This window comes from Microvirga sp. HS2 (assembly GCF_055792805.1).
Genome location: NZ_JBVVAJ010000008.1, coordinates 190,935 through 203,692 on the forward strand (window position 1 = coordinate 190,935; position 12,758 = coordinate 203,692).

9 protein-coding genes are annotated in these 12,758 nt (G+C 62.8%); 8 read left to right on the top strand and 1 reads right to left on the bottom strand.

The annotated features are described in order from the left end of the window. Positions 1-952: 952 nt before the first annotated feature. The 3 genes from ACS5Q0_RS10190 to ACS5Q0_RS10200 all read left to right on the top strand — a co-directional run bounded on the left by ACS5Q0_RS10190 (position 953) and on the right by ACS5Q0_RS10200 (position 5,884). A complete protein-coding gene (locus tag ACS5Q0_RS10190) occupies positions 953-4,315 on the top strand; it encodes an AAA family ATPase (RefSeq protein ID WP_473126511.1) in 3,363 nt (1,120 codons plus the stop codon). A gap of 122 nt (positions 4,316-4,437) precedes the next feature. Beyond that, complete coding sequence (locus ACS5Q0_RS10195; protein ID WP_473126512.1) at positions 4,438-5,085, top strand: hypothetical protein; 648 nt, start codon at positions 4,438-4,440, stop codon at positions 5,083-5,085. A 16-nt stretch (positions 5,086-5,101) separates the two neighbouring features. Next, on the top strand, positions 5,102-5,884 hold the full coding sequence (locus ACS5Q0_RS10200; protein WP_473126513.1) for an SAM-dependent methyltransferase: 783 nt from the start codon (positions 5,102-5,104) through the stop codon (positions 5,882-5,884). A 66-nt stretch (positions 5,885-5,950) separates the two neighbouring features. On the opposite strand, the gene pdxR is transcribed toward ACS5Q0_RS10200, so the two are convergent. Next, positions 5,951-7,426, bottom strand: a complete 1,476-nt coding sequence (pdxR, locus tag ACS5Q0_RS10205) for a MocR-like pyridoxine biosynthesis transcription factor PdxR (RefSeq protein ID WP_473126514.1) — start codon at positions 7,424-7,426, stop codon at positions 5,951-5,953. Positions 7,427-7,581: 155 nt separating this feature from the next. Here pdxR and ACS5Q0_RS10210 point away from each other — a divergent pair, with 155 nt between their 5' ends. The 5 genes from ACS5Q0_RS10210 to ACS5Q0_RS10230 all read left to right on the top strand — a co-directional run bounded on the left by ACS5Q0_RS10210 (position 7,582) and on the right by ACS5Q0_RS10230 (position 12,596). Continuing rightward, entirely contained in the window at positions 7,582-8,595 is a 1,014-nt protein-coding gene (locus tag ACS5Q0_RS10210; RefSeq protein WP_473126515.1) for a TRAP transporter substrate-binding protein, read from the top strand. A gap of 70 nt (positions 8,596-8,665) precedes the next feature. Next, a complete protein-coding gene (locus ACS5Q0_RS10215; RefSeq protein WP_473126516.1) occupies positions 8,666-9,214 on the top strand; it encodes a TRAP transporter small permease in 549 nt (182 codons plus the stop codon). A 36-nt stretch (positions 9,215-9,250) separates the two neighbouring features. Then, positions 9,251-10,591 (top strand): TRAP transporter large permease, encoded by a 1,341-nt coding sequence (locus ACS5Q0_RS10220; protein ID WP_473126517.1) that lies wholly within the window; start codon positions 9,251-9,253, stop codon positions 10,589-10,591. A gap of 197 nt (positions 10,592-10,788) precedes the next feature. After that, positions 10,789-11,163, top strand: a complete 375-nt coding sequence (locus ACS5Q0_RS10225; protein ID WP_473126523.1) for a nuclear transport factor 2 family protein — start codon at positions 10,789-10,791, stop codon at positions 11,161-11,163. A gap of 35 nt (positions 11,164-11,198) precedes the next feature. Beyond that, entirely contained in the window at positions 11,199-12,596 is a 1,398-nt protein-coding gene (locus ACS5Q0_RS10230) for an NAD(P)/FAD-dependent oxidoreductase (protein ID WP_473126518.1), read from the top strand. Positions 12,597-12,758 lie beyond the last annotated feature (162 nt).

Consider the following 12,758-nt stretch of genomic DNA (forward strand, 5'->3'; position numbering starts at 1 on the left):
ACGACAGGGATTTCGTCGCCTCTCCAGGACGCGCGGCAGCGTCGTCCCGCGCAGGAGTCGAGCGGGCGGCAGCGGCGACCGTCCAAGCATGATCTTGCTCCCGACAATCCGCTCGCTCGACCAGGCGAATGATGCGTGCCGCGACACATAGGCCGTTTGGCCTAAGTGAATGATTGAAGCGGTGCCATATAACCGGGGCCAAGGGGTCCTCTGACTTCCCTGCATCTGTCATGCCCCCATACAGATGCTCAACTTCGCGCCCCGCCTTTTCGGCGGGGCTTTTTTGTCAGGATCTCATCGGCTCTGCGGCAGGGGATCGGCGTGGGCTGGCCAGCCCATCCGGGGATCATGAGTTCGAAGGGCTGTCTGGCCGCGCGAAGTATGCGGGCCCTTCGTCGACGCTTGCGAGATCGCGCGAGCGATCACACGAAACGGCTCACATCTGTTTGTGCCGAATAGCGTCGTGAACTGGTCTTGAGCGCGAAACCACTTCCACCCGCGCGGGAGGCAAGGCGCCGGTCCCTATCGGCGCGATCAGGTGCCCGGTGCAAAAGAAGAGCGCCGTGAAGGCGCTTTGAAGTGACGGCCGTAGGGGCAAATTGCGACCGTTCCGCATCCTTACACGGATAACAGGTCTATTGCTAGGATTTTTAGCATACCTCTTCAGAGGTACCCTGAGACCGATTGCCGTACCTCATAGGAATCAATTACTGCTTAGCACGCCGTAGGGGCAATACGGCTGCAGGGCCGCGGACGGAGCCGAAACAGAGTTCCGACGCGGCCCTTTTCTATGCCTAGCTGTCCGGGTTCTCGCCGTGAGATCACGTCTGCCTCTCAAACGGCCAAGCCTGATGCTGCGGCGCGCCGATCAGGGCGGAAAAGGCTCTCTTGATCCCTTGCGATCTATGCTAACTTTCCTTGCCGTGTCAGGCGGTTGCAGTCGGTGCGTGCCGTGATTGACGTCGCAAGATGGCTCGTCGAGCAGGGACTTGGACAATACGCCGAGGTGTTCGCCGCGAATGCCGTCGAGGGCGAGGTTTTGTGCAGCCTCACCGAAGCCGACTTGAAGGAGTTGGGCATCTCGGCATTGGGCCATCGGAAGAAGCTGCTGCATTCGATTGCCGCACTCCGGACGCGACTGGAAACCGAAACGTCACACCATTCCGATGAGCCTCAGAAGGCTGCGGCGAGCATCGCCGAGCGGCGGCAGCTGACGGTTCTTTTCTGTGATCTGGTCGGGTCGACCGAGCTGTCGGGCCGCCTCGACCCTGAGGATCTGCGCGAGGTGATCGGCGCCTATCGCGATGCCTGCATCGATGTCGCCTCACGGTTCGAAGCCTATGTCGCCAAGTTTCTGGGTGATGGCGTGCTGATCTATTTCGGGTGGCCGCAGGCGCACGAGGACGATGCCGAGCGTGCGGTCTCGGCAGGGCTCGCGCTGATCGAAACGATCGCCCGGCTGCAGCCTGCGGATGGAACGCACCTGGAGGCGCGCATCGGCATCGCGACGGGACCGGTGGTCATCGGCGACCTGGCGGGCCGAGAAACGGCCGACACCGTGATCGGCGAAACTCCCAATCTCGCGGCGAGGCTTCAGACGCTTGCCCGGCCCGGCGAAGTTCTCATCGGTCCGACGACGCGTCTCCTCGTCAAAGGATTGTTCGAGCTGGAGAGCCTCGGCGCGCAGCATCTCAAAGGCTTCGTGAACGCGCTCGAAGTGTGGCGCGTTCAACGCGCGATCCCGACCTCCGACCGTTTCGAAGCGAAGCACAAGGACGGCTTTACGCATCTGGTGGGGCGCGAGGAGGAGCTCTCGCTGCTTCTGCAGCGCTGGCAGCAGGTCAGAATGGGCGAAGGCCAGATCATCATCCTGTCGGGACCGCCGGGAATTGGAAAGTCGCGGCTTCTTCTCGCGCTGCGCGAGCGATTGAGCGGAGAAGCCTATGTCGCGCCTCTCCTGCAGGGATCGCCCTATCACGCCTCGACGCCTCTGCACCCGGTCATTCGATATCTCGAACATGCCGCCGGCTTCCAGCACGACGATCCGCACGACGTCAAACTCGACAAGCTCGAGGCCTTGCTCGGGCGGAACGTGCAGCAGCTCGCCACGGCGGTCCCGTTGCTGGCAGCCGTGCTCGGTGTCCCTGTGGGCTCCCGCTATTCTCTTCCCGACATGACGCCGCAACGCCAGAAGCAGCTCACCTTGGAGGCGGCGGTCGAGCAGCTGGAGGGGCTGGCAGCCCGCGAGCCGGTTCTCTTCATCTGCGAAGACGCTCAGTGGGCCGATCCGACGACGCTCGAGCTGCTGACTCTCGTGAGCGAGCGCATCGACCGTCTGAGGGTGATGCTGCTCATCACTGCCCGACCTGAATTTTCTCTACCCTGGGGCAGCCACGGGCACATGACCGCCCTTTCGCTCAACGGCTTGGGGCGGGGCCAGGGCAAGATCGTCATCGAGCAGATCGCCGAAGGCAAATCGCTTCCCGGGAAGGTGCTCGACGAGATTCTGGAAAGAACGGACGGCATACCGCTCTTCATTGAGGAACTGACCAAGCAGATCATCGAATCCGGGCTCCTGATCGACGAGGGCCGCAGCTATGCGCTCGCAGGCGTTCCGTTTCCCGTCACGATACCCGCGACATTGCACGATTCCCTCATCGCCCGTCTGGATCGCCTCGGCACGGCGAAGGAAGTCGCGCAGGTCGGAGCTGCCATCGGCCGCGATTTCTCCTATGCGATGCTGGCGGATGTGACCGGGCGTCGCGACGAGGAGCTGCGCGAGATCCTGGAACAGCTCGTTTCATCCGGTCTGGTCAGGCAGAGCGGGCTTCCGCCCGCGTCCACCTACAGTTTCAAGCATGCGCTGGTGCGGGATGCTGCCTACGAGAGCCTCCTGAAGAGCAGGCGGCGCCAGATCCATGCGACGATCGCACGGGCGCTCGAGGAGCGCTGGCCGGAAACCAGGGACATTCAACCGGAGCTTCTGGCGCATCACTATGCCGGTGCAGGGCAGGCGCACCAGGCGGCCGAGCATTGGCAGAGGGCGGCCGAGAGAGCGCTTCAGCGCTTCGCCAACAGCGAGGCGATTACCCATTGCGACAAGGCCGAAATGCAGCTTCGATCCCTGCCGCGTTCGCCCGAGCAGATGCGGGCCGAGCTCGGCATCCAGCTCGCCAAAGGCGTGGCGCTGCGTGCCGCGCGGGGGTACAGCGTCCCCGAATCCGAGCAGGTGTTCCTGCGAGCCTGCGAGCTCTGCGACGAGCTCGGAGATCGCGTCAATCTGGTGCACGCGCTCCGCGGGCTGTTCGGAGCTTACTACGTGTCTGCGCGCTGGACGGATGCCGCGCACGTGGCCGACCGGATCTGCGCCGCCACGGATGGTCTCGATGACCGTGTGGTGCTGTGCATCCGCTGGATGATCGATGGCGCGGCGCGGCTCTTCCGGGGAGAGCCGGCTGGAGCGGCCGCGTGTCTGCGAGAGGCGCTGCGGTGCTACGAAGACGGTGACCGCGAGATGCACATCCGGCTGACGGGCCATGAGATGGCCTCGCTGATCCGTTTTCATCTCGCCATCGCCGAATGGCTGATCGGGCTGCCGGACACCGCCATGCGCACGGCTGAGGAAGCCGTCGCGAATGCCCGCACCGCGATGCAGCCGTTCTCCCTCGCGCAGGCGCTCGGAAACGGTGCGCTGCTTCATCTTCTCGCGAGAGATTGGGACAGGGCGGAGGCTCTGGCGAGCGAGACGCTCGAGGTCAGCACCCAGCACGGGATTCCGGATTACGTTCTGTTCGGGAACATGCTGCTTGGCGTGCTGGCGGGCCAGAAAGGCGATGTCCCGTCTGGCGTAATCCTGACGCGGGAGAGCATGATCGGGCTGCATCACGCCGGCTGGCGGTGCTTCGTTCCGATCCTGCTGGTCTGTCTCTCCGAGGCTCAGTGGGCGAGCGGAGACTGTGAGACCGCCCTTGATACGGCCGACGAGGCCCTGGCGATGATACGCGCCAGCGGGGAGGCCGTCTGGGAGGCAGAGGCCCTGCGCGCCCGAGCCCTCGGACAGCTGGCCAACGGGGCTGACGCCGTCGCGGTGGAAGGAACCTTGCGCGCCGCGATCGACATTGCGCGAAGGCAACAGGCGACATCATTCGAACTGCGATCCGCGATATCTCTGTCCCGGCTGTGGGCAAAACAGGGACGGCGGCGCGAATGCCGAAAGCTTCTCGAGCCGTTATGCGCCGGATTGACGGAGGGCCTGGGTGCGGGGGATCTCTTGGAGGCGCAGAAGCTTCTCGCCCCGACCGATGCGGGCGATTGACGGCAATAGTGCGCCGAGTGCCTCGAAATTTCCATTGAGGCCCGGCTGATGGCGCGGGCTCGAAGCTGGTCACTTCCACGGGGCCACGATACACTTTGCCTCGATGTTCCGCGGAGGGTGCCATGGCAACCGAGCTGCGTGATTTTTTGGCCGATCTTGCGACGGATCCAAAAGTCCTGGCTGGCTTCATCGCCGACGCGGATGCGGCCATGGAGAGGGCGGAACTCACCGATGAGGACCGCAAGCTGCTTTTGAGCGGCAATCTCGCAGCCATCCAGGCGCGGGTGGCAGGCATGGATGCGGGCGGCGCGGCGAGCCCGCAGATCGTCGTCGTCGCCGGACTGGAGCAGCTTCGGAAGCTGTACGCCGATCACATGCGCACGATGCCGCCCCCTGGAGCCGAGGCGTTCCAGGTCGGAGGCCAGCAGCAGATTCCTGCCGGAGCCATCGCGCCGCAGGTCGCGCCCTGGCAGCAAATGCCGGCAGGGGCCGTCGCGCCGCAGGCTGCGCCCTGGCTGCAGGCGCCTGCAGGAGCAGTCGCTCCACAGGTCGCGCCATGGCAGCAGATGCCCGCGGGTGCGGTCGCTTCGCAAGTGGCGTTCTGGCAGCAGCTTCCTGCGGGAGCCGTCGCGCCGCAGGTCTCACTTTGGCAACAGGCACCTCCGGGAGCATTCGCACCGCAGATCGCCTCATGGCAGCACTCGCCGCCGGGGGCCGTCGCGCCGCAGGTCGCGTTCGTGCTGGTCCCATATCCGTTCTGGTGGCGCTAGTCCGGGAGGAGACGACGTGTACGACGAGCACCTCCTCGTGGTCGGTACGGGGATCCGGACAACAGGCCAACTGACCGTCGAGACGATCGCCTGCATGCAATGCGCCGCTCGGCTCTTCTACATCGTCGCCGATCCCGTGGCGGAGGAAGTGATCCGCCGCCTCTGTCCCGACGGCGCCGAGTCGCTCTACGACCTCTATGGAGAAGGCAAGCCGCGCATGCGGACCTATCAGGAGATGGTCGACAGGATCCTGGCGAGCGTACGGAGCGGACAACGCACCGTGGCGGCCTTCTACGGCCATCCCGGCGTCTTCGCCTATGCCTCGCACGAATCCATCCGCCGGGCGAGGGCGGAGGGTTATCGTGCGCGGATGCTGCCCGGCATCTCCGCCGAGGATTGCCTGTTCGCCGATCTCGGCATCGATCCGTCAACGAACGGCTGCCAATCCTATGAGGCGACCGACTTCCTCTTCAACGCACGCACAATCGACAACACGGCTCAGCTCATCCTGTGGCAGGTGGGACTGATCGGCGATCTGACCTTCCGACGCTTCGCCTACGACACATCGGCGATGCCGCTGCTGCTCGAGAAGCTGCTGCTCTTTTATCCCAGCTTGCATCCGGTTTATCTCTACGAGGCTCCCTCGGTGCCCGGATGCGAGCCAGTGATCCGCCCGATCATGCTGGAGCAGCTTCTCGCGTCGAGCATCACCGCAACGACGACGCTCTATCTCCCGCCCGCGCGCGCGACCACGCCCGATCCCACCTATCTCAGCCGGGCGCGATTGTCTCAAGGGTGATGGACCTCCGCGTCGCTCATGGGTCGTCTTCATGCCAAGTCCCATCGGGCCATGAATGGCGGGCCGTCAAAGCAGAGCATCCATCCTTTTGCGCGTGAGGCGGACACCCTCCTGGATGCGGCTCGCCTGAATCGACGAATACGCCATGCGAAAAAAGCGACAAGGTTCGGCATCGTTCGCAAAGAAGGGAGATCCGGACTCGATGAGGACGCCATCGCTCTTGAGTTCCTGCGACAGCCGGTCCGCATCCGTCCCCTCGGGGCCTTCGATCCAGAAGGACGTTCCACCGAAATCCGCTTTTCCGGCGATCGTCATTCCCTCGGCTTCCAGGGCCGCGGCCATGATCTGGTGCCGCTTCTGAAACTCGTTGCGCATGCGCGCGACCACTGCATCGTAATGGCCCAGAGCGAGGAAATAGGCGGCGGTTCGCTGCAAGTGTCCGGGCGGATGCCGGAGCATGAGCGCCCTGAGCGCCCGCGCTTCGCGAATGACGGCGGACGGCGCCACAAGATAGCCGAGGCGCAGGCCGGGAAAGAGGGATTTCGAGAAGCTGCCGACATAGAGCACGCGCCCCCTCCGGTCGAGGGAGCGAAGGGCAGGCGAGGGAGGAGCAAGAAAGTTCATCTCGAATTCGTAATCGTCTTCGACGATGATGAAATCGCGCTCCTCCGCCAATTGAAGCAGCTTCTGCCGCCGGGCCATGGGCATTCGCGCGCCCGTTGGAGCATGATGGCTCGGCGTCACGAAAACGACATCCACATCTTCTGGCAGCAGTTCGGGCGACAAGCCTGCGTGATCGACGTCTATCGTGGTCACTTTCGCCCTGCTGAGCCGCAATGCCGCGTAAAGATCAGGGTGACAGGGATTTTCGCACACCGCATGAGAGCCCTTCTTCAGGAGAAGATGGATCGCGATCCAGAGCGCATTCTGCGCCCCGACCGTCACCAGGATCTCGTCGGGCTCCGCCTTGATGCCTCTTCGCGGAAGGGTCCGGGATGAAATATAGCTGACGAGCTGCATATCGTCGGCCGATGCGAAGTCGCCCGCCATGAACTCGAAATCCGCCCGTCCCAGCGCCCGCCGGGTGCAGTCGCGCCACGCCGCTAGATCGAACAGCGACATGTCGATCTGGCCATAAAGAAATGGATAGGGATAGCGCCGCCAGTCGAGCGGCTTGCGGATCGACCTGATGTCGGACAGCTTCGTCTTCAGGCGCCGCTCCCAGTCGACACGACCTTCGGGAGCGTCTGCTGCGCCCAAGGCGAGGCGCTCGATCGGCGCATGCTCCGAAACGCAATAGACGCTGCGCGGCGACACGGTGATGTAGTCCTGCGCGACGAGCTCCTGATAGGCAAGGGTCACGGTGATCCGGGATATTTTCAGGTAGTCCGCCAGCCGCCTCGTGGATGGAAGCCGCATGCCCGGGACGAGCCGTCCGGAGAGAATGCCGGAGACGACGGTTTCCCGGATCTGCGCCTGCAGACTGCCGCGGCGACTCTTGTCGAGGAAGAAGATCGCCTCGGGTACTGACCCCTTCGTCAAAGCCGTCGCCCTCGGTCATCTGGACTTATTCAACGCCATATCTGGATATACAAGAGGGTAGGTCGGCAGTCCATCTTCTTCCCAAGCGTCAGAAGGCAGGTCATCGAACCGGCACGCGCTTCGGCCGAAAGGTCACATCCATATGGGAGGAAACCATGAACGCCCTTCACAGGCTCAAAGCTTTTTCGGCGACAGTCGCCACGCTCGCCGTTCTGACGGCATCGCCGGCCCTGGCGAAAAATTTCAAGATCGCAGTCGGCGACGGCGCGGGCGGCACGCAGCATGAACTCGGCAAAGCCTTCGTCTCGGCCCTCGAGGCCAAGTCCGGCGGCAAGCACACGGCAACCCTGTTTCTGAACGGGCAGCTCGGCTCCGAGGAGGATACGGTCAACAATGCGGCGACCGGCACCCTCGACATGTCCATCCTCGCCATCAACAACATCACGCCGTTCTCGCCCACGGTCGGCACGCTGACGCTGCCTTACGTCATTCTCAGCCTCGACGACGCGGAGAAGCTGACCCAGGGGGCCATTGGAAAGGAAATGATCGAGAACACGGTCCGCGATGCCGGCGTCCGGATCATCGGCTGGGCCTATTCCGGCTTTCGGGTGCTCACCAATTCCAAGCGGCCCGTGGAATCCGTCGCGGACCTGAAGGGCCTCGTCATTCGCGTTCCCAAGAACGAGATCATGATCGAGGCCTATAAGTCGTGGGGGCTCAACCCGACGCCGATGGCCTGGTCCGAAACCTTCTCCGCATTGCAGCAGAAGGTCGTCGACGGCCAGGACAATCCGTACATGACCGTGTACGCGATGAAGTTCGACGAGGTCCAGAAGTACGTCACCAACATTCGGTACATCTTCTCCATCGAGCCTCTGATCATCTCGGAATCCGTATTCCAGGATCTTTCCGAGCAGGACCGAAAGACGATCCTCGATGCGGGGCAGGAAGCGACGAAGCACAGCGCTCAATTCCTGCGCGCGAAGGAAGAGGAAATCAAAAGGGAACTTGTCTCCCGCGGCATGAAGATCAACGAGCCGGCCGATAAGGAAGCAGAGTTCATATCCCTTGCGACAAAAGCGGTGTGGCCGAAATTCTATGAAAGCATCGGCGGCGTCGACAAATTGAACACGGTGCTCAAGGCGCTCGGACGCGACCCAGTGAAGTAGCGGCTAGGACGAACTCACTGACATGGGATGAGAGGGCGCGTCGCTGCGCCCTCCTGCGGAGGAGTTTGCCATGAGCCAAGTACGCACCATTATCGATAATATCGAAAGTTACATCTGCCGCATTCTGCTGGCGACCTTCGTGGTCCTTCTCTTCACGCAGATCGTGGCGCGTCAGTTCTTTCAACATTCCATCTCGTGGATCGAGGAACTGTCCGTGATCCTGTTCGTGTGGTTCGCATATTTCGGTGCGAGCTACGCCGCCAAGCTCAACGCGCACAACCGGGTGACGTTTCATCTGAAGCTGCTCCCGGGCAAGGGGGCGAAATACGTGGAGGCCTTCGCGGACCTGTTCTGGATCGCCTTCAACCTGTACTTCGTCTATCTCACGCTCGACTTCATCTTCAGGCGCATGAACAAGTTCTGGAAGGCTCAGACCTTGGGCATCGAGATGAAGTACATCTACCTGATCCTTCCGATCGCCTTCACACTCATGGCCATCCGGGTCGCCCAAGTCCATTACCGTCAGCTGATCAAGGGCGACGAGATCGCCGATCCCGACGCCATCGACCTGGATGAGCTGAAAGTCCAGCCGCCCCTCGCGAGCGTCTCCAGCGCGTAACGCGCGTTCACGCGGCAGCACCAGGAGGAGAAGGCCATGGAAGCGACAATCTCTCTTATTCTATTCGGCACGTTCGTCGCCCTTTTGTTCATCGGCGCACCCATCACGGTCGCGCTCGGGATCTCGGCGCTCGTGACATTCCTCTATATCGGCGAGAATCCGATCCAGTTCGTGCAGATCGCCTTCACATCGGTCGGATCGTTCCCGCTGATGGCGCTTCCGGCGTTTATTCTCGCCGGAGCCCTGATGGAGGCGGCGGGACTGTCGCGGCGATTGATCGCCGTCGCCGAAAGCCTGGCCGGTCCCTTCACGGGCGGCATGGGGGCGGCGACCGTCATCGCCTGCCTGTTCTTCGGGGCGATCTCCGGCTCCGGCCCGGCAACGACCGCAGCCGTGGGAATGCTGATGATTCCGGCGATGGCCAAGCGCGGCTACGACCGCGGCTATGCATCCTCGCTCACCGCCGCGGCGGGCGGCCTCGGAATCGTCATTCCGCCATCGATTCCGATGGTCATCTTCGGGATCTCGGCGCTCGGGTTCGCGGCGCCGCCGGAAGCCGTCGCGAAGTTCGGCCAGTTTGGATCGGTCTCGATTTCGAAGCTCTTCATCGCAGGCTTCATTCCGGGCGCACTCGTCGCCGCGAGCCTCCTGGCGCTCAACTATATGATGAGCGCGCGCAAGGGATATACCGGATCGAACGAAAGCTGGAGCATCCGCAACACGGCACAAGCCGCCTATCAGGGCTTCTGGGCTTTGCTGGCGCCGTTCATCATCCTGGGCGGGATCTATTCCGGATGGTTCACGCCCACGGAAGCAGCCGTCGTCGCAATTTTCTACACTCTCGTGGTCGGCGTTCTCATCTATCGTGAGCTGACATGGGATGCCGTGTTTCGCGCGCTGGAAACGACGACGTGGCTGACCGGGCGTGTGCTGCTCATTCTGTTCACCGCAACGGTTTTCGGCCGGCTGCTGGTGGCCAACAGAATTCCGGCCCTCATCGCCGAGAGCACGCTGGCGCTGACGAACGACATCTTCTTCATCTGGGCGCTGTTCATCGGGTTCCTGCTCTTCGTTGGCATGTTCATGGAAACGCTGGCGGCGATCATGATCCTCGTGCCCGTCATGCTGCCGGTCGCGTACAGCGTTGGAATCGATCCGACGCATTTCGGGATCGTCATGATCTGCACCCTGGCCGTCGGGTTCCAGACGCCGCCCTTGGGCGAGAACCTGTTCATCGCATCCGGCATCTCGCGGGTTTCTCTCGAAGAGATCGCGCTCAAGGCCATCCCGTTCGCCGCCGCCAACACAGTGGCGATCGGCATCATCGCAGCATTCCCGCAGCTCTCGCTCTGGCTGCCGAAAATGTTCGGGTACTGACGCAACATGAGCCATCGTTCACAGGCACCGCCACCCTTTCAAAGCGCAAAGCCGCCGCGATAGCCGCGGCGCGGGAAGCAACAACGCGACAACGGTGATCACGACGAGATCCGACGCTGGACCGGCAGCGCTCGGCCCGAGGACGGCTACCCTTTCGAGGGCTCGAAGAAGAGGAGAGTTTTATGTCGACGCAAGCGATAACCGAGAAGGATCTCAGCGATCTGTTCGATGCCTTCAACCGGCACGATGTCGACGCCATCATGGCCTATTTCGCTGAGGATTGCGTGTTCGATGCCGTGGGTGGACCGGAGGTTCACGGCACGCGCTTCGTCGGAGCGAAGGCGATCGGCGAGGCCTTCGCGGGTGTCTGGGCGTCCATGCCGGACGCGCGCTGGGATCATCATGGCCATTTCGTGCATGGAGACCGGGCGGTGTCCGAGTGGACCTTTACGGGCACGAATGCCGATGGAACGCGGATCGAGGCGCAGGGCGCCGATCTGTTCCGGCTTCGGGACGGGCGCATCGTCCATAAACAGGCCTTCCGCAAGAACCGTCCGCTCCTTCCACGATAGCACACGGATCATCCAACGTGCGTGAGGGTATTCAGATGCTGACTCAGATCACGAAGAACAGGGTCGAAAAGAGCCTGTACGACCCGTCCTACGATCCGATGGTCGACGAAGGGCCGGGCCGTTACCGCGATTACTGTCCGACCTACTGGATCGCGACGGCTGGGGAGCCGCCGGAGGACGACGGCCCCATCACGGCCGACATGGATGCCGACGTCGTGGTCGTAGGGTCTGGATACACGGGGCTGTCCTGCGCCATCCACCTGGCGAAGGATTACGGCATCAAGGCGACCGTGCTCGAGGCGAACAGCGTCGCCTGGGGATGCAGCACCCGGAACGGCGGTCAGGCGCAGATCGCATCCGGCCGGTTGAAGCGCTCGCAATGGATCGAACGCTGGGGCGTCGATGTCGCGAGACGGATGCATGCCGAGATCGCCGAGGCCTTCGATGTCTTCCGCTCGTTGATCTATTCGGGTGAGTTCGATTGCGAGCCGCAGGATGGCGGGCATCTCTACATCGCTCACAAGCCGAAGATGATGCCCGTTCTGGAACGGGAATCCAAGCTCCTGAACGAGGTCTTCGGATACAGAACCCGGATCGTGGGCAGGGACGAACTGCACCGCATTTATCTGCGCGACCAGGAGGCGGCCGGCGCGATGCATGAGCCGGACGGCATCGGGATTCATGCGGGCAAGCTGGCCTTCGGCTATCTCGATATGGCTCGCAGGTTGGGCGCCAAAGTGCATCCCGGCAGCCCGGTGATCGGCTGGACCACGAAGGGCAACGTTCATTATCTGACCACGCCCGGCGGAATCGTTCGCGCGAAAGCGGTGGCATTGGCCACGGCGGCCTATACGTCTCCCGGCATGCATTCGCTGACCAGGCACCGGCTGATGCCCGTTCTGTCGAACTCGGTCGTCACGCGTCCCCTCACGGCCTCGGAGCGTGAGGCTTGCGGCTTCGAGACGAAACTGGTGCTGACCGATACGCGCACGCTGCGCCACTATTACCGGCTTCTTCCCGACGGACGCGTGCAGATCGGCAGCCGCAGCGCGATCACGGGGGCCGATGCGGGAAATCCCCGGCATCTGAACCTGCTCCTCGAAGGGCTGTACCGCAAGTTTCCCGCGCTGCGGGGGATCAAACTCGATTATTCCTGGTGGGGCTGGGTCGATGTGAGCCACGACATGATGCCACGCATCGTCCAGCCGGATCCGACCCAGTCGATTTATTACGCCATGGGCTATGGCGGCAACGGAGTGATGTACTCGGCGCAGGCCGGACGGCGGCTGGCGCAGCTCATCGCCGGCAACGCCGCCATCGATCTCCCGATCTTTACCTCTCCTCTTCCCGGGCATGGGCCACTGACGCCGTTCAGGCGTCTCGGCCAGCGGGCCATGTATCACTGGTACGCCCTCAAGGACGAGAAGCTTTAACCCCCAACCTCCAACCCCCGACAACGCGAACAACGAAAAAGGACGAGATCGATGAGGATGACGACGGAAGAGGCGTTTGTGAAGGTTCTGCAGATGCATGGGATTGGGCATGCGTTCGGCATCATCGGCTCGGCCATGATGCCGGTCTCGGACCTGTTTCCG

What these genes read in the sequence shown, in the direction of transcription:
- ACS5Q0_RS10210 (WP_473126515.1), top strand. Translation starts at nt 7,582, where the DNA reads ATGAACGCCCTTCACAGGCTCAAAGCTTTTTCGGCGACAGTCGCCACG.
- ACS5Q0_RS10215 (WP_473126516.1), top strand. Translation starts at nt 8,666, where the DNA reads ATGAGCCAAGTACGCACCATTATCGATAATATCGAAAGTTACATCTGC.
- ACS5Q0_RS10230 (WP_473126518.1), top strand. Translation starts at nt 11,199, where the DNA reads ATGCTGACTCAGATCACGAAGAACAGGGTCGAAAAGAGCCTGTACGAC.
- ACS5Q0_RS10220 (WP_473126517.1), top strand. Translation starts at nt 9,251, where the DNA reads ATGGAAGCGACAATCTCTCTTATTCTATTCGGCACGTTCGTCGCCCTT.
- ACS5Q0_RS10195 (WP_473126512.1), top strand. Translation starts at nt 4,438, where the DNA reads ATGGCAACCGAGCTGCGTGATTTTTTGGCCGATCTTGCGACGGATCCA.